General features: G+C 78.6%; 15 protein-coding genes. 8 read left to right on the top strand and 7 right to left on the bottom strand.

Features of this window, described 5'->3' with window-relative positions; translation table 11 throughout:
* Nucleotides 1-98 precede the first annotated feature (98 nt).
* Nucleotides 99-1,277, top strand: coding sequence for a DUF4439 domain-containing protein (locus Q0789_RS10515; RefSeq protein WP_298804892.1), 1,179 nt, complete (start codon nt 99-101; stop codon nt 1,275-1,277).
* Between the two features lie 183 nt (nt 1,278-1,460).
* Here Q0789_RS10515 and Q0789_RS10510 read toward each other — a convergent pair whose 3' ends face one another.
* Together Q0789_RS10510 and Q0789_RS10505 are read right to left on the bottom strand one after the other, a co-directional pair.
* Nucleotides 1,461-2,225 (bottom strand): TSUP family transporter, encoded by a 765-nt coding sequence (locus Q0789_RS10510; protein ID WP_298804890.1) that lies wholly within the window; start codon nt 2,223-2,225, stop codon nt 1,461-1,463.
* Nucleotides 2,226-2,341: 116 nt separating this feature from the next.
* Nucleotides 2,342-4,177 carry a proline--tRNA ligase gene (locus Q0789_RS10505; protein WP_298804888.1) on the bottom strand — a complete coding sequence of 612 codons (1,836 nt, stop codon included), beginning with the start codon at nt 4,175-4,177 and terminating at the stop codon, nt 2,342-2,344.
* A gap of 79 nt (nt 4,178-4,256) precedes the next feature.
* Between Q0789_RS10505 and Q0789_RS10500 the strand changes: the two genes are divergently transcribed.
* Together Q0789_RS10500 and Q0789_RS10495 are read left to right on the top strand one after the other, a co-directional pair.
* Nucleotides 4,257-5,291 carry a glycosyltransferase family 4 protein gene (locus Q0789_RS10500; RefSeq protein ID WP_298804886.1) on the top strand — a complete coding sequence of 345 codons (1,035 nt, stop codon included), beginning with the start codon at nt 4,257-4,259 and terminating at the stop codon, nt 5,289-5,291.
* A 2-nt stretch (nt 5,292-5,293) separates the two neighbouring features.
* Entirely contained in the window at nt 5,294-6,223 is a 930-nt protein-coding gene (locus Q0789_RS10495) for an aldo/keto reductase (RefSeq protein WP_298804884.1), read from the top strand.
* Between the two features lie 36 nt (nt 6,224-6,259).
* Here Q0789_RS10495 and Q0789_RS10490 read toward each other — a convergent pair whose 3' ends face one another.
* Nucleotides 6,260-7,849 carry a GMC family oxidoreductase gene (locus Q0789_RS10490; protein ID WP_298804882.1) on the bottom strand — a complete coding sequence of 530 codons (1,590 nt, stop codon included), beginning with the start codon at nt 7,847-7,849 and terminating at the stop codon, nt 6,260-6,262.
* A 222-nt stretch (nt 7,850-8,071) separates the two neighbouring features.
* Between Q0789_RS10490 and Q0789_RS10485 the strand changes: the two genes are divergently transcribed.
* The 5 genes from Q0789_RS10485 to Q0789_RS10465 all read left to right on the top strand — a co-directional run bounded on the left by Q0789_RS10485 (nt 8,072) and on the right by Q0789_RS10465 (nt 15,610).
* The gene (locus Q0789_RS10485; RefSeq protein WP_298804880.1) at nt 8,072-9,172 is read left to right on the top strand and encodes a glycosyltransferase; all 1,101 of its coding nucleotides are present in this window, start codon (nt 8,072-8,074) and stop codon (nt 9,170-9,172) included.
* A 209-nt stretch (nt 9,173-9,381) separates the two neighbouring features.
* A complete protein-coding gene (locus tag Q0789_RS10480; RefSeq protein WP_298804879.1) occupies nt 9,382-11,151 on the top strand; it encodes a glycosyl hydrolase family 28-related protein in 1,770 nt (589 codons plus the stop codon).
* A gap of 207 nt (nt 11,152-11,358) precedes the next feature.
* A complete protein-coding gene (locus Q0789_RS10475; RefSeq protein WP_298804877.1) occupies nt 11,359-12,981 on the top strand; it encodes a lipopolysaccharide biosynthesis protein in 1,623 nt (540 codons plus the stop codon).
* The gene (locus Q0789_RS10470) at nt 12,978-14,081 is read left to right on the top strand and encodes a glycosyltransferase (protein WP_298804875.1); all 1,104 of its coding nucleotides are present in this window, start codon (nt 12,978-12,980) and stop codon (nt 14,079-14,081) included. The genes Q0789_RS10475 and Q0789_RS10470 overlap by 4 nt, the downstream gene beginning before the upstream one ends.
* A complete protein-coding gene (locus Q0789_RS10465) occupies nt 14,078-15,610 on the top strand; it encodes a lipopolysaccharide biosynthesis protein (RefSeq protein WP_298804873.1) in 1,533 nt (510 codons plus the stop codon). Before Q0789_RS10470 ends, Q0789_RS10465 begins: the two co-directional genes overlap by 4 nt.
* Here Q0789_RS10465 and Q0789_RS10460 read toward each other — a convergent pair.
* From Q0789_RS10460 to Q0789_RS10445, 4 genes are read right to left on the bottom strand one after another with little or no spacing between them, the layout of a single operon-like run.
* Nucleotides 15,607-16,752 (bottom strand): glycosyltransferase family 1 protein, encoded by a 1,146-nt coding sequence (locus Q0789_RS10460; protein WP_298804871.1) that lies wholly within the window; start codon nt 16,750-16,752, stop codon nt 15,607-15,609. The genes Q0789_RS10465 and Q0789_RS10460 overlap by 4 nt on opposite strands.
* Entirely contained in the window at nt 16,749-18,134 is a 1,386-nt protein-coding gene (locus tag Q0789_RS10455; protein WP_298804869.1) for a hypothetical protein, read from the bottom strand. Before Q0789_RS10455 ends, Q0789_RS10460 begins: the two co-directional genes overlap by 4 nt.
* Nucleotides 18,127-19,080 (bottom strand): glycosyltransferase, encoded by a 954-nt coding sequence (locus Q0789_RS10450; RefSeq protein ID WP_298804867.1) that lies wholly within the window; start codon nt 19,078-19,080, stop codon nt 18,127-18,129. The genes Q0789_RS10455 and Q0789_RS10450 overlap by 8 nt, the downstream gene beginning before the upstream one ends.
* Nucleotides 19,077-20,744 carry a hypothetical protein gene (locus Q0789_RS10445; RefSeq protein ID WP_298804865.1) on the bottom strand — a complete coding sequence of 556 codons (1,668 nt, stop codon included), beginning with the start codon at nt 20,742-20,744 and terminating at the stop codon, nt 19,077-19,079. Before Q0789_RS10445 ends, Q0789_RS10450 begins: the two co-directional genes overlap by 4 nt.
* Nucleotides 20,745-20,779 lie beyond the last annotated feature (35 nt).

The raw sequence follows: 20,779 nt of genomic DNA, 5'->3' as shown, positions 1-20,779 counted from the left end.
GGCCGGGGGCGCGCACCGCGCGCCCGGTGCACCGGCCGGGGGACGAGCGTAGCCGCCGCGCCCGCGGCGCCCGTCCCCCGCGTGGCAGCATCGCGGGCGTGCCGAGCCGACCCCCCGCCCGGCGCACGGCGCGGCCCCCCGAGCAGCCCACGGCGCGGACCACGGCGCCGTGGGCGAGCCGGCGCGCCGTCCTCCGGGCGGCCGGGCTCGTGGCGCTCGCGGCGCCGCTCGCCGGCTGCGGCGCGCTCCCCGAGATGGGGGACGTGCGCGTCGACCCGGACTGGCCGGGCACCCCGGCGCCGCCGGTCCCCGACGCCGACGAGCGGGCCCGTCGCGCGGCGGCCGCGGGCGCCCGGGACCTCGCCGCCCGTGCCCTCGGCGCCGCACCCGCCGACCTCCCCGCCGAGGACGCCCGGTCGCGCGCGCTGGCGGCGGTCGTCGCGGCCTGCGCCGTCCACCTCGAGCAGCTGGACGGAGCCCCCACCGCCCCGACCCGGCCGCCGTCGGCGCCCGGCACGGCTGCGGGTCCCGGCGCGGCGAGCGGGACCGGCGGTGACGCCGGAGCGCTGGTCGACGCCCTCGCCGCCGCGGCCCGGGGGGCGGGCGAGGACCTCGCCGGGACCTCGCCGGGCCTCGCCCGGCTGCTCGCGTCGGTCGCGGCCTCGCGCGCGCTGCTCGCGCGGCAGCTGGCCGCGGCCGTCGGTGCGCCGGAGCCCGCGCTCCCCCCGCTGCCCGACGTCGAGGGGGACGCGCGCACGACCGACGGCGAGGAGCCGGCCGCCCAGGATCCTCAGGACACCGAGGACGCGGGCGGCGGCGACGCCTCACCCGCCGAGCCCGCCGACCCCGCGGACGCGGAGGGCGCCGGCCTCGTCCGCGTGGCCGCCGGCGCGCTGGCGGCCTCGCGCGCCGCGGAGGTGGCCGCGGCGCCCCTCGACGGCGGGCCGCGCGAGCGGGCTCTGCAGCTGCGGGACGGCCTGGCGCGCGAGGCCGCGGCCCTCGGCCCGGCGATCGCGGCGTCCGGGGCCGAGCCGCCGGTCCCGGAGGCCGGCTACGCGCTGGCCTCGCCGCTGGGCGGCCCGCAGGACGCGGCGGCGCTCGTCGTCCTCGTGCTCGACCGGCTGGCCGCCACGGCGCTGGGCGCCGTCGCGGACCTGCCCGGCGACCGGCGCCCGCTGGCGGCCGACGTCCTCCTCCGGTCGGCGGCCGCCGCCGGGGCGTGGCGGCCGTCGCCCGACCCGGCGGCCCTGGCGCTGCCCGGCACCTCGACCCCCTGACGACGGACCCGCCGCTCCCCCGGCGTCCGGCGAGCGGGCGACGACGTCGCCTCCGAGGGCGAGCAGGCGACGACTCGCCCCGGGAGACGGCCTCACCGGGGCGAACAGGCGACGACTCGCCCCGAGATGCGGCCTCACCGGGGCGGACGGGCGACGGCTCACCCCGCGCGCCTCTCGGCGTCCCTAGGCGAGGCCGAGCACGTCGGCGCCCAGGCGCAGCACCAGCGCGGAGACGACGACGAGGAAGACGACGCGCACGAAGCGGCTGCCCCGCGCGACGGCGGTGCGGGCGCCGACGTAGCCCCCGAGGACGTTGGCGGCGGCCATGAGGAGCCCCAGCCCCCAGACCACGTGGCCCTGCGGCGCGAAGACGAGCAGGGCGCCGAGGTTGGTGGCGACGTTGACGACCTTCGCCGTCGCCGTCGCCCGCAGGAAGGCGAGGCCGAGCACGCCGACGAGCGCGAAGACGAGGAACGTGCCCGTGCCCGGGCCCAGCAGGCCGTCGTAGGCGCCGAGGACGGCGCCGAGCGCCGCGGCCGCGGCGACCTCGCGGGCGCCGTGGAGGCGCTGGGTCGTCGTCTCCCCGAGCCGCGGCCGGGCGACCACGACGACGAGCACGACGAGGAGCGCGGCCAGCACGAGCGGCTCGAGCGCCGCCCCCGGCAGGGACGACGCCAGGGCCGCTCCCCCGGCCGCCCCCGCCAGCGCCAGCAGCGCCATGGGCACGGCGGTGCGCACCGAGGGCCGCGAGCCCGGTGGCGCGTGCCGCAGGTACGTCGCGGCGCTGACGCTCGTGCCGGCGATGCCGGCGAGCTTGTTCGTCGCCAGCGCCTGCACGGGCGCGATGCCGGGCACCAGGAGCAGCGCCGGGAGCTGGACGAGCCCGCCGCCGCCGACGACGGCGTCGACCCACCCCGCCGTGGCGGCCGCGAGGACGAGCAGGAGCACCGTCCCCAGCGCGAGGTCGGTGACCCGCAGCGGACCGCCCGCCGCGACCGACGCCGGGGCGCTCGCGAGGAGGCCCGGCAGGGCGACGACCGACGGGAGAGGGCCCGCGAGCGCGCTCAGGACCCGTCGCCGGCGGCGGCGGCCCCGTGGGTGGCCAGCCCCTCCCCGCGGACGGCCGCGAGGACCGCGCCGGTCGTCGAGCCGCCGACGGGGACCTCGGCGACCTCGCCGGTGCGCCGGTCCTCGAGCTCGACGACGCCGTCGGCGAGGCGCCGGCCCACGCGGACGACATACGGCATGCCGAGGAGCTCGGCGTCCTTGAACTTCACGCCCGGGGAGACCTTCGGGCGGTCGTCGAGGAGGACGTCGAGGCCCGCGGCCACGAGGTCCGAGGACAGCTGCTCGGCGTACGCGAGGACGTCCTCGCCCTTGCCGGCCGCGACGACGTGCACCTGGGCGGGCGCGACGGCCGCCGGCCACACGAGGCCCTTGTCGTCGGCGCCGGCCTCCGCGACGGCGGCGAGGGCGCGGCTGACCCCGATGCCGTAGGAGCCCATCGTCACGACGACCTGCTTGCCGTTCTCGTCGAGGACGGTCAGGCCGAGCGCCTCGGCGTAGCGGCGGCCCAGGGCGAAGATGTGGCCCATCTCCATGCCGCGGGCCAGCTCCAGGGGGCCGGAGCCGTCGGGCGCCGGGTCGCCGGCGCGCACCTCCGCGGCCTCGACGACGCCGTCGGCCGTGAAGTCCCGGCCCGCCACGAGGTCGAGGACGTGGTGGCCGCCCGAGTCCGCGCCGGTGACCCACCGGGTGCCGTCGACCACGCGCGGGTCGAGCAGGTAGCGGATCGTCGAGGGCGCCCGCTCGCCGTCCCCGCCCAGCGGCGCGTTCGGCCCGAGGACGCCGGGGCCGAGGTAGCCCTTGACCACCTCGGGGTGCGCGGCGAAGTCGGCGGCCTCGAAGGGCGCGACGGTCGCCGGGGCGAGCGCGGCCTCGAGGCGCGTCGTGTCGAGCTCGCGGTCGCCGGGCAGGCCGACGGCGAGGGGCTCGCGGCGCCCGTCGGGGTGCACGACGACGACCAGGACGTTCTTCAGCGTGTCGGCGCCCGTCCACGGACGGTCCTCGCGGGGGTGCTCCGCCTGAAGGTGGGCCACGAGCGTCTCGATCGTCGGCGTCCCCGGGGTGTCCTCGACGTGCGCGGCGGGCAGCCCCTCGAGCGGCGCGGCGTCGGGCACGGGGGTCGTGACGGCCTCGACGTTGGCGGCGTAGCCGCCCGGCGAGCGCACGAAGGTGTCCTCGCCCACCGGCGTCGGGTGGAGGAACTCCTCCGACATCGAGCCGCCCATGGCCCCGGACATCGCCTTGACGGCGACGACCTCGAGCCCGAGGCGGGCGAAGACGCGCAGGTAGGCCTCGCGCTGGCGGGCGTAGCTGCGCTCGAGCCCGGCGTCGTCGACGTCGAAGGAGTAGGCGTCCTTCATGACGAACTCGCGCCCGCGCAGCAGCCCGGCCCGGGGCCGCGCCTCGTCGCGGTACTTCGTCTGCACCTGGTAGGCCATGAGCGGCAGGTCCTTGTACGAGGAGTACAGGTCCTTCACCAGGAGCGTGAAGACCTCCTCGTGCGTCGGGGCCAGCAGGTAGTCGCCCTGCTTGCGGTCCTTGAGCCGGAAGATGCCGTCGCCGTACTCGGTCCAGCGGCCCGTCGCCTCGTAGGGCTCGCGCGGCAGCAGCGCCGGGAAGAGGACCTCCTGGCCGCCGATGGCGTCCATCTCCTCGCGGACGACCCGCTCGACGTTGCGCAGCACCCGCAGGCCCAGCGGCAGCCACGTGTAGATGCCGGGCGCGGCCCGGCGGATGTAGCCCGCCCTCACGAGGAGCCGGTGGCTCGCGACCTCGGCCTCGGCCGGGTCCTCGCGCAGGGTCCGGACGAACAGGGACGACATCCGCAGCAGCACGGGGCGAGGCTACTGGGCCGGACGGGCGGGACGTCCCGGTGCGGCTCGTCGACGGCCCGGTCCTCGCTACCGTGCCGCGGTGCGCATCACCCACGTCGTCGCGACCGACCAGTTCGCCGGCCTCGAGCGCTACGTGGTGGACGTCGCGGGCGAGCAGTCCCGCCGCGGCGACGACGTGGTGGTCGTCGGCGGGCTGGGTGACGTGGTCCGCCCCCTCCTGTCGGGGACGGGCGCCCGCCACGTCCCGGGCGCCGGCCTCGGCGACGTCGTCCGCGCGCTCCGGTCGGGAGGTCGGCGGGACGTGGTCCACAGCCACCTGACGCGCGCCGACTACGCCGCCCTGCTCGCGGCCCCGACCACCCGGGGGAGGCGCGTGTCGACGCGGCACATCACCGCCCCGCGCGGTCACGGCCGCGGTGCCCGGGCGGTCGCACCGCTCGTGCGGAGGGCCCTCGCCGTGGAGGTCGCCGTCTCGGCCTGGACGAGCGAGCAGCTCGAGCGGCCCTCGGACGTCGTGCTGCTCAACGGGGTGCGCGAGCAGCCGGACGTCACGGCGCCCCGCGCGCGCACCGTCGTGATGGCTCACCGCCTCGTGCCGGAGAAGGACACCCCGACCGGCCTGCGCGCCTGGGCCGCCTCGGGGCTCGCGGACCGCGGGTGGCGGCTCGTCGTCGCGGGCGCGGGCGAGGACCGCGCGGACCTCGAGCGGCTCAGCCGGTCGCTGGGCGGTGCCGGTGCGGTCGAGTTCACGGGCTGGCACCCCGACCCGGGCGCCCTCTTCCGCGAGGCCTCGGCCCTGCTCGCCCCGGCGCCGACGGAGCCCTGCGGCCTCACCGTCCTCGAGGCGATGGCGCTCGGGACCCCCGTGGTGGCCGCCGGCGCCGCCGGCCACCTCGAGACGGTCGGGCAGCACCCCGGCGCCGCGCTCTTCCCGCCCGGCGACCACGAGGCCGCGGCGGCGCACCTGCGCCGCCTCGCGGACGACGACGACGCCCGGCGGGCCTACGGCGACGAGCTGCGGGACCTCCAGCGCCGCGAGCTGAGCCTCGACGTCCACGTGGACCGCCTGCAGCGCGTCTACGAGGACGCCCTCGCGGGCGGGCGGGGCCGCTGACCGTGGAGGTCGTCGCCGGGACCGCGCACCTCTTCGCCCTCGCCGACGAGGCGACCTCCCGGCGCCTGCTCGAGGCGGCCTGGGACGCCGGCGTCCGCCGCTTCGACACCGCCCCCCTCTACGGCGGCGGTCGCTCGGAGCTGGCGCTGGGCGCCCTCCTCGCCGACCGGGACGGCGTCCTGTCGGTGACGACGAAGACGGGCCTGGAGCCGCGGACGGGGCGTCGCAGCGCCCGGCAGCTCGCCACGGGCGTCGCGCGGCGCCTGCTGCCCACCGGACCGGCCGGCGCCCTGGACGCGGCCCTCGACCGCCGCGCCACCCGCGCGACCGGTCGCTTCCGCCCCGCGGACGTCCGCACGTCCGTCGAGCGGTCGCTGCGGCGCCTCGGCGGACGGGTCGACCGCCTGCTGCTGCACGAGGTCTCGCCCCACGACGTCGACGAGGACCTCCTCGGCGTGCTCCGCGGGCTCGTCGACGCCGGTGACGTCGGCGCCGTCGGCGTGGCCACGGCCAACCGGCTGACCGCGGCGGCGGTGGGACGCGGGCACGGCCTGCTCACCGTCGTCCACCACGAGGTCGGACCGCTCGCACCGCCCGTCGACCTCCCGCCGTCCGTCCTCGTGCGCGTCGGCCACGGCCTGCTGGGGGGCGGCGGGTCGCACCTCGCGGCGCTGCACCGGGCCCTCGAGGCCGACGTCCGCCTCGCCGGGCGCTGGAGGGACGCCGTGCGCGGCACTCCCTTCGACGCACCGGGCGGCCTGGCCGAGGCGCTGCTCGCGCGCGCGGCCCTCCTGCCCGTCGACGAGGTGCTCGTCGCGACGACGCAGCCGTCGCGCCTGCCCCGCACGGTGACGCTGGCGCGCGGCGACGTCGCCGTCCCCGCGCCCGTGGTGCAGGTGCTCGACGAGGCCGTGGCCGCCGCCCGCGCCTGACCCGGGCGTCGCCGGGGCGCCGCAGTCGGCCGCGCGTCAGGCGGCGCGGACCGCCTCGCGCCCCTCGAGCCGAGCGGCCAGCCGCAGCGCCAGCGCGACGATCGTCAGGGTCGGGTTGGCGTACCCCGAGGTGGGGAAGACGCTGCCGCCGACGACCGACAGGCCCCGGACCCCGTGCACCTCGAGGTCGGTGCCGACGACGCCGTCCGCCGGGTCGAGCGCCATCCGCGTCGTGCCGGCCGGGTGCGCCGCGTCGGTGACGGTGGACCGCCACGCGGCGTCGTCCGCCATGGACGGCAGCTCGCGCACCTCGGCGACGCCGAGGCGGCGCAGGTCGTCCGCCACCCAGCGGGTGAGCCGCCGCGTCGTCTCGAGCTCGAGGTCGTCGCAGGTCCACGTGACCCGTGCCTGGGGCAGCCCGTGCGCGTCGACCTCCTCGGCCAGCCGCACCCGGCGGTCCGGCTGCGGGGCCTGCTCCACCCACAGCTGCAGCCACACGTGGGAGGGCCGCTCGCCGATGGCCATGCCCTTCGCGAGGCGGCGGTAGGCGGTGCGGGCGACGGCCGGAGCGGCCGTGGCCGCCGTCGCCACCTCCCGCAGCAGGTGCGGCGGCGCGGTGCGGCGCCGCGCCGCCTGCAGCAGCCGGCGGCTGGCCTCGAGGCCGGGGTGGGCGTGCTCGTGGACGAACACGGCGGTCGCGTCGAGCAGGCCGTGCTCCTCCTGCGCCCGCGGCGCCAGCCGCACCTTGGGGAAGAGCCGGCGGCCGTCGCGGCGGAGCACGACGTAGCGGTCCTGCAGCACCCGGTAGTCGCGCGGGAGCACCTCGGCGGTGCGGATGATGGGGTGGTCCTGCAGGTGCCGGCCGGTGTGCTCGCGGCCCTCCCCGAGACCGACGCCTTCGGCGTCGCTCAGCTGCAGCAGCCGGGCGTTCTCGATCGAGCCCGCCGCCAGGACGACCTCGCGCGCGGCCAGCTCCCGGCGCGTGCCGTCGGGCAGCACGACCTCCAGCCCCGTCGCCGCGCCGTCGGACGTGCGCACCCGGGCGACGGTCGCGTGCAGCAGCACCTCGACGTGCGAGGAGGCGGCGAGCGCGTCGCGGTGCTCGGTCCCGAGGTACGGCTGGCGCATGTACTCGGTGAAGTCGTGCAGGAGGTGCTCGCCGTCCCACGCCAGCGGAGGCAGTCCGGGGTGCTCGGACCAGCGGTCCGGCCCGTAGCCCCGCCCCGAGACGCCGAGCCACTCCTCGGCGCGGTCGTACCAGGGGCCCAGCTCGGCCAGGGGCAGGGGCCACCCGCTGCGGGCCACCCACGGCCGGGGCGCCACGTCGATGTCGTGCAGGCGCATGCACTGGCCGTGCCAGAGCTGCGTCGTCCCGCCGAGGACCCGTGCCCGGCCCTCGCCGAGCCCGTTGAAGGGCAGCGCGTCGGCCACCCCGCCGTTGAGGACGTCGCCGCGCCCGATCGCCGTGGTGTCGGCGACGTCGCCGCCCGACTCCAGCAGCAGCACGCGGCGCCCGGAGGCTCCGAGCGCGGTGGCGAGGGCGATGCCGGCGGCCCCCGACCCGACCACGACCACCGCGTCGCCGGCGTCGGCGGGGAGGGGGGCGGTGCGCAGGTCGGTGAGCACGGGAGCACCTCGGCATGTCCGGTGGTCCGGTCGACCACGGCGTGGACGGGGCGTTCCCGGCCGCGGGCCCCGCGGCGGGCCCCCCGGCGGGCCCCGCGATGCTACGACCCGGGGAGCCGCGGGAGGGTGCCCGCAGGACGCGGGGGCGCCGACGCCCCCCGTCCGGGCGACGCGGGCCCGCCGCGGCGCCGCCGTCGCCCGGCCTGCACCAGACTGCCGCCCATGGCTCCCCCCGCACCCTCCGTCGCCCTCGTCCACGAGCGGTTCACCGAGTGGGCCGGCTCCGAGATGGTCGTCGAGCAGCTCGCGCACGAGTGGCCGTCGGCGCTCGTGCACGCGCCCGTCGTGCAGGAGGGCGTCGTCCCGGCGGACCTGCGGCCCCGGCTGCGGCCGGGACGGCTCTCGCCGCTCGCGCGGCCGGGCGGCGGCTACGCCCACCTGCTGCCCGCGCTGCCGCTGGCCCACGCCCGCACCCGGCTGCCCGACGCCGACGTCGTCGTCGCCAGCCACCACGCCTTCGCGACGCAGGTGGTGCACGCGACGAGCGCCCCGGTCGTCGCCTACGTCCACAGCCCGGCCCGCTGGGTCTGGGACGCGGACATGCGGCGCGGCGAGGTCGGCGGCCGCGCTGGCGAGGCGCTGCTCGGGGCCTTCTCGGCCGCGTTCCGCCCCGCTGACCGTCGGGCGGCGCAGCGCGTGCGCACGCTCGTCGCCAACTCCTCCGCCGTCGCCGAGCGGATCCAGCGCTGGTGGGGGCGCGAGTCCGTCGTCGTCCACCCGCCGGTCGACGTCGACGCCTACACGCCCGACCCGTCCGTCGAGCGCGAGGACTTCTTCCTGCTCGCCGGGCGCCTCGTGCCCTACAAGCGCCCCGAGCTGGCCGTGCGCGCGGCCACCCTGGCCGGCGTCCCCCTCGTCGTCGCCGGGGACGGGCGGGCGCGCGCCGACTGCGAGCGGGTCGCCGGCCCGACCGTGCGCTTCGTCGGCCGCACGACCGACGCCGAGCAGCTCGACCTCTACCGCCGGTGCCGCGCCCTCCTCATGCCGGGCGTCGAGGACTTCGGCATCGTCCCCGTCGAGGCGCAGGCCACGGGGGCGCCCGTGGTGGCGGCGGGGGCGGGCGGGGCCCTCGACACCGTGCTGCCCGGTCGCACGGGCGCGCTCGTCCGCGAGGAGCCCGACGGGGCCGTGGAGCGCTGGGCCGACGCCCTGCGCGCCTTCGACGCCGACCTCGACCCGGCGGCGGTGCGCGCCCACGCCGAGGGCTTCTCGCGCGCCCGCTTCCGGTCGCGGATGCGGGAGGTCGTCGACGCCGTCGCCTGACGCGTCGCCGTGGCCGCCGCCCGAGGACGAGGTGGCACCGCGCCGCCCGACCGCTCGTCCGGTCGGGTGCTGCGCGGCTGAGGCTCCCGCCGGCAGGTCATCCGACCGGACGAAGGTCCTACGGCGAGCGGGTGAGCCCCTCCGGTGCAGGCGGGTGAGGGACCCGACCGCTCCTCCAGCGGCGCGACGGCGCCCCCCGATGACGCGGCATGACCACCGCGACGCGTCCCACCGACCGCCATCCCCGCCGCGCGCGGAGCCTCGTCGCCGCGACCGCCCTGGGCCTCGCCGTCGGCCTCCTGCCCGCGGTGGCCCCCACCGCCGGCGCCGCCGCCGCGACCACCGCCGCGGCGACGACCGCCAGCCCGTCCGTGGGCGCCGGGTACTCCATCACCTCCGCCGGCAAGGGGCTCTACGGCACCACGCAGCCGGCGAGGGCGGTCACCGTCCTCGTCACCTCCCCGCAGGCCATCACCGGCGCCCGGATGCTCGACGGCAGCGGCCGCGCCCTCGGGACGCTGACGTCGCTCGGCCGGGACACGCGCGGCCAGCACACCGCCACCGGCACGGTCGACCTCTCCCCCGTGGCCGGCCAGCGCCTCCACCTCGTGGCCCGCCTGCTGCTGCCCTCCGGCGGCACGCACGGCATCAGCACGAACCTGCGGGTCGCGGCCGCCCCTTCGCCCACCACGGCCCCGCCCTTCCCGACGGCCAGCCCCACCCCCGTCGCCACCCCGACCCCCGTCGCCACCCCGACCCCCGTCGCCACCCCGACCCCCGTCGCCACCCCGGCCCCCGCGCCCGTCCCGGCACCCGTGAGCACCCCCACCCCCGCGACGACCTCTCCCGCACCCGCCCCCACGAGCGCCCCCACCGCGGCGCCGACGCCCACGGACCCCGGGCTGGCCCTGGCGGCCAGCGGCACGCCGCTCACCGCCTTCGGCGCGGTCGGCGACGGGCGGACCGACGACACCGCCGCCCTGCAGCGAGCCCTGGACACCGCGGCCCCGGGCACGACGCTGGTGCTGCCCGCCGGCAAGGTCTTCCGCCACACGCAGGTGCTGCGCCTGCGCCGCCCGGACCTGACGCTCGCCGGCACGGGCACCCTCCTCGCGACCGACCCGCGCCGCTCGGCCCTCCTGGTCCAGGGGGACCGCACGACGATCCGGGACATCACGCTGGCGATGCCCACGGCGACCGAGCGCCTCGGCACCTGGGACGACATGAAGCTCACGGTGCTCGGCGCGAGCGACGTCAGCGTCGAGCGCGTCCGCGTGGAGGGGTCCGCGGCGGCCGGCATCTACTTCTGGGGCGCGAAGCGCTTCTCCCTCGTCGACGCGCGCGTCAGCGGGACCCGGGCCGACGGGATCCACATCACCGGGCCCTCCTCCGACGGCGAGGTCGTCCGGCCGGTGGTCCGGGACTCCGGGGACGACGGCGTCGCCGTCGTCTCCTACGCCCAGGACGGCCAGCCCGTCCGCCGCGTCACCGTGACCTCGCCGACGGTGCTCGGCACGTCCTGGGGCCGCGGCGTCACCGTCGTCGGCGGCGAGGACATCACCTACACCGACATCCGGGTGGAGCGGTCGAACGCCGCCGCCGTCTACATCGCCAAGGAGCCGGGCTGGCGGACCTTCGCCCCGGTGCGCGTCCGCGTGTCCGGCGGCGTGGTCGTCGACGCCAACCAGTCCACGACGGTCGACCACGGCGCCGTCCTCGTCTGGGACGGCTGGGTGGACGGCAGCCGCCCCCTCGAGGACGTGGTCGTCGAGGGCCTGCGCATCTCCGGCACCCGGAGCTCGGCGAGCCGCCAGGTCGGCTTCCTGCGGGCGGCCGGCTCGACCGCCCGCGGCGTCCACCTCAACGGCTTCACCCTCCTCGGCGGCCCGGGCACCCTCCTCGTCACCCAGGCGCCCCTCGGCGACTACGAGGCCAAGGGCTGGGTCCGCGACGGCAACCCCGTCTGCGTCGAGCGCTGAGGCCGCCGCCGTCCGGGAGGGCGCGCCCCCGCGGGGTGTCCCCCTCCCGGGTGAGACGGGCCGTCGCGGGCGCGGCCGAGGGCCGCCCCCGCCGCGGGTGGGCCTACTGTGTCGGAGCCCGCACCCGGGCACCGCGACGTCGCGACCGAACCCGCCGCCGGACGCGCGCGCGTCGGCGCGCGCCACCCCGACCAGGACGGAGCCGCCGTGCCAGGGCCCAGCGCCGAGCAGGGACCGGGCGCTCCCGACCCCGGGGCGCCCCGCGCCGCCGTCGGGGAGGGGCTCGAGGACCCGGCGTCACCGCCGGGCGGCTCCTACGGCGGCGGCAGCCGCAGCCGCGTCTTCCGCGGGGGGATCTGGAACGCGGCCAGCGCCGTCCTCCCGATGGGCTCGACCCTGGCGCTGTCCATCGTCATCAGCCGCCTCCTCGGCGCCGAGGTCCTCGGCGAGCAGAGCCTCGTGGCCTACGTCTCGTCGCTGCTCGTGTCGGTCGTCATCGTCTCCTTCACCACGGCCAGCGTCCGGCTCATCGCCGCCGCGGGCGGGGCGCGCGAGGAGGCGCGACTGGCCCACCTGGCCCGCTGGAGCGGGTGGGCCCACCTCGCGGGCGGCGCCACCAGCGCCGCCGTCCTCGTGGCGGTGGGCCTCGGCCGCGACTCCTACCAGGCGCTGTGGTTCGTCGCCGCCGCGACGACCGTGGTCGACAGCCTGTGCTGGGGGAGCTCGAGCCGGCACATCGCGCGCCACGGCTGGGGACCGACGTCGGTCCGCCGGCTCGTCGCCACGGGAGCCACGCCGCTGCTCGGCATCGCGGCGATCCTCCTCGGGGCGGGCATCACCGGCGTCTTCGTCGCCCAGCTCGTGTCGGCCTCCGTGCTGCTCGTCGTGCTGCGCCGGATGGACCGGGCCAGCCCCTACCCCTCGACGCGGGACCTGCCCGCCCCGGCCTGGCCGCCCGTCCTGCGGGTGTGGGCGCTCTTCGCCCTCAGCTCGCTGCTCACCCAGGTCGTCGACCGGCGGGTCGAGCTCGTCTTCCTCGACGCCTACCGCAGCGCCGAGGAGGTGGCCCACTTCTCGGTGGCCTTCAACGTCGTCGGCATCGCCCTCGTGCTCTCCACGGCGCTCATCAGCGCCGCGATGCCGGCGATCGCCGCCGCCCACGGCGCCGGCGAGGTCGAGCGCGTCGACCAGGCGCTCGGACGGGTGCTGCGGATCGTCGTCACCCTCGCTCTCCTGCTCGCCGGGGGCGCCGTCTCCGTGGCGCCCCTCGTCGTCACCGCCGCCTGGGGCCCCGCCTTCGCGGAGTCCGGCGACCTCGTGCGGTGGCTGTCCGTGACGCTGCTGCTGTCCCCCCTCGCCGCCCTCTGCAGCGCCTACTGGACGGGCACGGGGCGCCTACGGCCCGTGCTCGCGGCCGGGGGCGCCGGCGCGACGGCCGACGTCGCCCTGGCCTGGCTGCTCGTGCCGCCGCTGGGGGTCGACGGCGCCGTCGTCGCGAGCGTCGCCGGCTCGGGCACCGCCGCGGCCGTGCTCGTCGTCGTGACGCTGCGCAGCGGGGTGCACCTCGGCCCGGCGCCGGTCGGCGTCGCGAGGGCGGCGGCCACCGCGCTCGCCGCGACGGCGGCGGCCCTCGGCGCCGACGCCCTCGTCGACGGCCCCCTCGCGCTCGTGGCGGCCCTCGTCGCCTTCCTCGCCGTCACCGCGCTGGCGGGTCGGGCCGTGGGGCTCTTCTCGCGCGAGGACACCGCGTGGTTCGCCGACACGGTCCCGGGGCCGGCGCGGCGCGCCCTGCTCGCCGTGTCCCCCGCGCGCTGGCGGGAGGGCGCGTGAGGGTCCTCGTCGTCGGCCACACCGCTCCCGGCGGGGTCTTCACCGTCGGGAGCCACCACCTGGCGCGCGAGCTCCACGCGCGTGGCCACCGGGTGGCGCACCTGTCCACCCCGGTGTCGCTGGCCCACGCCGCGCGGTGGCGCGACCCCGAGGTCCGCCGCCGCGCCGCGATGGCGCTGCGGCCGCGGACGAGCGACGACGGCGTCCCCGGGCTCGTGCCCCTGACGCTCCTGCCCACGTCCGCCGGGCCGCTGCACCTCGGCCCCCTCTCGCTGCGGACGGCCGTGCCGTCGCTGCGCCGGCGCCTGCGGGCCCTGGGGCTCGACGAGGTCGACGTCCTCCTCGTCGACCAGCCCCTCGCCGCCGGGGTCGAGCGGCTCGTGCGCGCCCGGGCGGTCGTCTACCGCTCGACCGACATCGTCGAGTCCCCGGCCAAGGTGCGCGCCGAGCAGCGGCTGCTGGGCCGCGTCGACGCCCTCGTCGCGACGTCCTCGGTCGTCCTCGAGCGGCTCCGCGCGGTCCGGCCCGACGTGCCCTCGCTGGTCCTCGACAACGGGGTGGACTTCGACCGCTTCGCCTCGCCCGACGGGACGGGCGAGCGGCGGGGGGCCGTCTACGTCGGGGCCGTCGACGACCGCTTCGACTGGGACGCCCTCACGGCCATGGCCCGCGGCCGGCCCGACCTGCCCGTCGACGTCTACGGCCCCACGACCGTGCCCGTGCCCCCGCTGCCGGCGAACGTCGTGGTGCACGGCGGGGTCGCCTACGAGCGCACCCCCGGTCTCATGCGGCGGGCGCTCGTCGGCCTCCTGCCCCTGCGGCGGACCGACGTCAACCGCGGCCGGAGCCCCATGAAGCTCTTCGAGTACCTGGCCTCGGGCCTCCAGGTCGTGTCCACGCTGCCCCCCTCGGTGCGTCCCGCCCCGCCCGGCGTCCACGTCGCCGTGGCGCCGGGCGAGGAGGACGCCGCTCTGGCGCGGGCGGTCCTCGCCGGCGTCAACCACGAGGGGGTCCGGGCCGCGCGCGGGATGGACTGGGCCGACCGGGCCGCGCGCCTGGAGGCGTTCCTCGAGGGCGTCCTCGACGGGCCGCGCCCGTGAGCGACGGGGCGGCGCCGCCGCCCCGGCCCGGGGGCGGCGAGCGCGAGGTCGTCCGGAGCGGGCTCTGGCGGGTCGCCGCCACGGTGCTGCCCATGGTCTCGGCCCTCGCCCTGTCGGTCGTGGTGAGCCGGGTCCTCGGCGCCGAGGGGCTCGGGCTGCAGAGCCTCCTCTCCTACGTGCAGGCGCTCGTCCTCAACACCTTCGTCCTGTCCCTCACGCAGGCCGGCATCCAGCTCCTGTCGGCCGCCCGGGGCGCCGGGGACGACCGCGCGCTGCACTGGCTGCGCGTGTGGTCGCTGCGGGCGCACGTCGTCACGGGCGTCGTGCTGGCCGCGGGCCTAATGGGCCTCGGCGCCCTGCGCGACGAGCCGCTCCTGCTGTGGGGCGTCATCGCGGGCACCGCCTTCGTGGACGCCCTCGCCTACGCGCTGACCGTCCGCGTCGTCGCCTTCGACGGCTGGTCGCGGGTCAGCCAGCGCCGCCTGGTGAGCCAGGGGGCCGGGCCGCTGCTCGGCGTCGTGGCCGTCCTCGCCGGCCTCGGGGTGACGGGCGTCTTCGTCGGCCAGGCCGTGGGCTCCCTCTACCTGCTCGGCGCGCTGCTCGTCCTGCAGCGTCGCGTCCCCGGCACCAAGCGCACCGGCCCGCCCGTGCCGCTGCGTCCGGTCGCCCGGCTCTGGGTCGGTTTCGTCGCCAGCCTCGCGCTGGCCCAGGTCGTCGAGCGGCGCGTGGAGCTCGTCTTCATCGACCTCTTCGGCACCGCCCGCGAGGTCGGCCTCTTCGCCGCCTGCTTCACGCTCGTCTCCGTCGCGGTCGCCGTCATGGCGGCGGTCACGGGCGCGGCCATGCCCGCCGTCGCCCGCACGCACGCCGCGGGCGGCGCCGAGCGGCTCTCCGCCGTCGTCGGTCGCGCCCTGCGCGTGCTGCTCGCCGTCGGCGTCGTGCTCGTCGCGGGCTTCCTCGCCCTGGGGCCCTCCCTGCTGGTCGCGCTCTACGGCGCCTCCTTCGGCGAGGCCGCACCGCTGCTGCGGGGCCTCTGCCTGCTGCTGCTGCCCGCCACGACGGCGGGGGCGCTGGCCGCCTACTGGCTCGGGACCGGGCGGGTGGGCGTCGCCGTCCGCGCCGCCGCCCTCGCCGCGCTCGTCGACGTGGGCGCCTGCCTGGCGCTCGTCCCGGGGCTGGGTGCCGCGGGAGCCGTCGTCGCGGCCGTGTCCGCCCAGGTCGCCTACGCCGCAGCGCTCCTGCTGGCCTCGCGCGAGCTCCCCGCGGTGCGGGACCTGCGGCCCGGCGTCCTGCTCCGCCCGGCCGTGGCCGCCGGTGCCGCCGGGCTCGTCGCCGGCGCCGTCGCGGCGACGACTCCCCCCTGGGTCGCGGTCCCGCTGGGCGCGGCCGCCTTCGGGGTCGTCCTCCTCCTGCTCGCGCCGAGGGTCGGGGTCCTCGGGCGCGACGACGCCGACTGGCTCGCCGGCGTCCTGCCCGCGCGCACGGGCGTGCTGGCGCTGCGGCTGGCGCGACGCGCACCGGGTGCCTAGCCGGCCGGCTTGCCCCGAGCGGCCCGGACGGCGGCGACCGTCTCCGCAGCCACGTCGTCCCACGTCCGCGGCGACCGTCCCGGCGCCCCGGCGTCGTGCGCGGCCCGTCCGCGGCGCAGCGCCTCCACGGTCGCCGCCACCCAGGGCCGGGGGTCGTCGCCCGGCAGGTGGCGGGCGAGGTCGCCCGTCGCCTCGACGAGCGCCGCGTCGAGCGAGGTGACGACCGGGGCGCCGAGGTCGAGCCCTTCGAGGGCGGGCAGACCGAAGCCCTCGGCGAGGCTCGGGCACAGGACCACGGCCGCCTGCTCGTAGCACCAGCGCAGCGGCGCGTCCGGCAGGCCGGTGAGGCGCAGGAGGCTGCCGGCCTCGACGAGCTCGGCGAAGCGACGGCCGTGGACCGTCTCGCCCCAGCTGTCCGGCCCCACGACGACGAGCACGGCGTCGGGCACCTGCTCGACCACCTGCGGCCAGGCGTCGACGAGCAGGGGCAGGTTCTTGCGCGGGCTGGGGTCGCCGACGACGAGGGCGAAGGGGCGCCCCCGCAGCTGCGGAACCGGCTCGGGGACGGCCCCGAGCAGCGTGGGGGACGTCGCGAGCGGCACGACGGCGGTCCGCGCGGGCGCCGACGGCACCCAGCGGGCCAGGTGCCCCGCGGTGGCCCGGCTGACGGGCGCCAGCACGTCCGCCTGGCGCAGGCTCGAGAGGTAGGGACGGCGCAGCAGCGTGCGCTTCGCCCGGTCGAAGTCCTGCGGGCGGTCCAGCAGGATCATGTCGTGCACGGTGAGCACCGACGTCGCCCCTCCGGTGCGCCGGCGCAGGGGCAGCAGGTGCTTGGTGCCCTGCACCACGTCCATGCCGCCGCGGGCCAGCGGACCGCCGCCGAGCCTCTCGACGAGAGCGGCTGCGGTCCTCGGCAGGCGCGGGGCGGCGTGGACGCGCTCGGGCGCCATCCACGTGCCGAACCACGGCCCCGCCTCGCCCGCGAGCACGTGGAGCTCGACGTCGTCCCGGCGCTCCAGGGCCCCGGCGAGCTGCGTCGTGTACCGGACGATGCCGCCGCCCTGGCCGTCCGGGCCCACGTGCGTGGCCATGACGAGCCAGCGCAAGGGCTCCCGGGCGAGCAGGGGCCCCGGACCGCTCACGACGGGCTCCCCACGACGGAGCCGGCGGGGACCGCCGGGCCGAGGTCGCCGGGCGGACGGTCCGCGCGCGAGCGGGCGCGGAGGGCGTAGAGGCTGACAGCGGCGATGCACAGCACGGCGGGCAGGACCCTTCCCTGGCTCCAGTAGACGTAGCGGGGCAGCTCGAAGACCCCCGTCGCGGCGACGGGGTAGAGCAGCAGACCGACGAGCCGGCCCTCGACGAAGGCCTGGTACGCGAGGCCGACGAGGACGCCCGCGACGAGGAGGTAGAGCAGGCCGCCCACCACCCCGAGGTCCACGACGGGGACGAGCAGCCCGCCCGGGTTGTTGAACTCCGGGTTGCCGAAGCGCTCGAGGAGGTCCTGCGACGCCAGCGGAGGGCTGGCGGACCACCGGTCGTACAGACCCAGCGAGGAGACGCCGGGGGCGTCCCAGACCATCTGCACGCTCTCGTAGGGCAGCCGCCCGGGGTAGGTGCCCTCCTCGACGCGGATGGCGCCGTTGTTGAAGGCCGTCGCGTAGTAGCCCGCCACCCGGGCGAGGACGAAGCCGACGAAGGACTGGTCCGTGCGGTCCTGGAAGAACTGCCAGCTGCGCGAGTACTCGAACGCGCCGAACACGGCGACGACGAGCGGCAGGAGGACGGCGGGGGCGAGCACGACGGCCCGGCGGGTGACGGCGCCACCGCGCCGGCGCAGCGCCACCGCCAGGACGACCACGAGGGGCACGAGCAGCTCCAGGAGGGCGAGCCGCTCGGTGTTGACGAAGGAGCGCACCAGTGCGAGCAGCAGCACGACGCCGAGCCGACGCGCCGTCCGCCCGTCCCACCGGTGGACGAGGAGGACGGACGCCATCACCACGTAGGCCAGGCCGCACTGGGTGAGGGTCGTCACGCCCGGGACCGGCGCGAGCTGGTCGCGGAACTCCGACCCGTAGTTGTCCTGGTCGACGACCGACCGGACGAGGGCCGACAGGGACAGGCCGCGCGCGGCCGCGGCGACGGCGAAGGCCGCGTACCCCACGGCCGTCAGCCAGAAGACGACGCCCGACCCGCGCTCGAGGCGCGCCAGGACGTCGGTGCCGAGCCCCGGCCAGGGGCGGACGGCCCGGCGTCGCGCGAGCGCCCGCACCGTCGCGGCACCCACCACGAAGGCCAGCGCCGCCGCGGCGGCCAGCGCCGTCGTCGTCGGTCCCAGCACCTTGGGGGTGCGCCACAGCAGGCGGTACGTGTCGTCGCCGAGGCTCGCCGCGTACCACAGGGAGGCGGGGACGACGAGCGCCAGCGCCCCCACGGGCGAGACCCACCAGAGCCCGCCGGGCAGGTGCGACCTCCGCGTCCCGACGCGCTCCGTGACCCGGGTGCCCGTCGGGGCCTCAGGCACCCGGGACCCCCGGGCGGGCGCGCACCCGCGGCGCCGAGGTCCCGGCGAGCGCGGCCCGCTCGCGCAGCGCGCGCGGCGGCCTGTCGACGAGGCCCGCCGCCAGTCCCCGCAGGTAGGCCGCGTCGGCGCGGGCGACGACGGGGCGCCCCTGGGCGGTGCGCACGGCGACGCCCGCGACCTTGCGGGCGGCGTAGTACGCGAGCTGGGAGCGCGAGAGCCCGTGCAGGCGCCACAGGTGCCCCATGCCGCAGCCGTAGCTGAGCATCTTCGCGACGAAGCGCTCGTCCGGGGCCTCGCGTGGCTCCTCCTGCAGCACCACGAGCGCGGGGTCGTAGCGGACCCGCCCGCCGGCCGCCAGCACGCGCAGCACGAGGTCGGACTCCTCCCCCGCGCCGTACCAGCCGAAGGAGCCGACCCCCATGGTCTCGTCGAAGTGACCGACGGCGTCCATGTGCTCGCGGGCGAAGAACATCGTCGACATGATCGACGTGTGGAGGAAGTTGCGCCGGGTCACCGGCCCGGCGGCCGCCTTCCAGCGGAGCATCGACGGGCGCCCCTCCTCCGTCAGCTGGCGACCGGAGAGGCCGGCGAGCCCCCCGTCGTCGGCGAAGGCCTCGACGACCGCCCGCAGGGCGCCCTCGGGGTACCAGCAGTTGTCGTCGGGGAAGCCGACGACCGGGGCGGTGGCGAGGCCGAGCCCCGTGTTGCGCCCGTGGGAGGCCCCGCGCCCGGACGTCGTCCGCGCGGTGCGCAGGAGCCGCCCGGGGGACGACGGGGGTGCGAGGCGGTCGAGCACCGCCGCGCAGGACTGGTCAGCGCTCTGGTCCACGAGGACCAGCTCCACCTGGTCGGCGAGGTCCGAGGCGATCACCGAGCGCAGCAGCCGCTCGAACTCCTGCGGGCGCCCGACGGTCGTGACGACCAGCGAGAGGGCCGGCGAGCTCACCGCTCACCGCCGCTGCCGGCGCACGCCCGGTCGTCGGCGCCGTCCCGCAGGCCGAGGTCGGCGCCGAGCGTGGGCCGCTCCTGCTCCGAAGGGTGGACGCGCCCGTCGGCGCCCGGGACCGGCGCCCGACCGCCGGCGCGGGCGGCCGGCGCGTCGTCGGTCGTGCCGCCGTGGCGGGCGGAGCGCCGCCGGGGCCCGGGGTCGGTGAGGACGACGGCCGGGGACCGGCCGTCGCGCTCGAGCGCGCGCACGCCGACGGCGACGTCCTCGCGGGCGGTCGAGCCGAGGCCGACGACGAGCGCGACGGCGTCCACCTGGCTCGCCAGGCGGGAGGCGGCGCCGGAGCGCTCCAGGGGCGGGACGTCGAGGACGACGTCGTGGCCCGTCGCGCGCAGCGCGGCCACGAGGCCGCGGTCGACGAGGTGCTCGAGGTCGCTGGCCGATCCGCCGCCGGGACCTGCGGTGACGACGAGAAGGTCCTCGACGCCGGTGCGCTGGGCCACGGCCAGGACCTCCTCCGGCGCCACGGGTGCCCGGCCGCCGGCGCGCAGGTCGAGCAGGCCGGCGGCGCCCCGGTCCACGCCGGGGAGGTGGGACCCGGCCGAGCCGGCGCCGTCGGCGGCGACGGCGTCAGCGGCGCACACGAGGAGCACGGGCGCGCGGCGGGCCAGGGCGGCTGCGTGGTGGGCGGCGACGGTGCTCGTCCCCGCACCGTCCCCCGCGCCGACGACGGCGAGGACGAAGGCGGCGTCGCCCCGCCCCGCCACGAGCTGGGCGGACTGGCGAGCGGCCGCACCGGCGAGCGGGGACGCCGCCCCGACCGCGAGGTCGTCCCCGGACGAGCGCGGCAGCCGCGGGGCGAGGACGCCGCCGACCCCGGCGAGGTCCGAGGCGTCCTGCACGGTCGTCGAGCGCCGGCGCCACAGGACGGCCGCGCCGGCGCCGACCAGCGCGCCGAGCAGCCCGCCGAGGACGGCGCCGAGGACGCCCGCGGGGACGCCGTCGGGCTCGACGAGGACGGGGGGCTGGATCACCGTCGCCCCCTGGTCGGCCGACTGGCGGGCCAGGGCGACGCTGCTCGCGAGCGTGAGGAGGCTCTCGTAGCGCCCCTGCAGCGCCGTGACCTGCCCGCCGTTCGGCGGCAGGACGGCGCCGTCGGAGGCGCTGGCGATCTGCTGGAGCACGACCTCGAGCTCGGACTGCACCGCCTGCGCCTGCGCGTCGAGCCGGTCGGCGGCCTGCTGCGTGCGCCGGTCGACGTAGCTGGAGGACGCCGCCTCGGCGGCGGCCAGGGCGGTGTCGGGCGAGCCGGCCGTCGCCGACAGCTGGACGACGTTCGACTGCTGGACCCGCGTCGCCTCGAGGTCGACGTCCTCGCCGCCGGAGGCCGCCTCGACCGCCGAGGTGAAGCGGTCGCTGCCGAGGTACACCAGCTCGGTCTGGAGGAAGGCGTCGGAGACGTCGGCCGCCGGGTCGAGCGTCGCGTCCGCGTTGGCGCTGACGGAGCTGTCGGGCTGCAGCGCCAGGAGGACCGTCGCCGTGCTGCTCGTGGGACGCGTGGCGCCGAGGACGCCGCCCACCACCGCGCCCAGCAGAGCGCCGATGAGGACGAGCGCGAGCGCCACGAGCGGGGCCCCGGGTCGGGGAGCGGTCGGTCGGCGCACGGGTGGGTCCTTCCGGTGGGGGGCCCGGCGTCCGT

It is taken from the genome of uncultured Pseudokineococcus sp. (assembly GCF_947499845.1).
In the GTDB taxonomy this organism is placed as follows: domain Bacteria; phylum Actinomycetota; class Actinomycetes; order Actinomycetales; family Quadrisphaeraceae; genus Pseudokineococcus.
The sequence above is the reverse complement of the archived record's forward strand: the minus strand, read 5'-3'. Positions and strand labels throughout refer to the sequence as shown.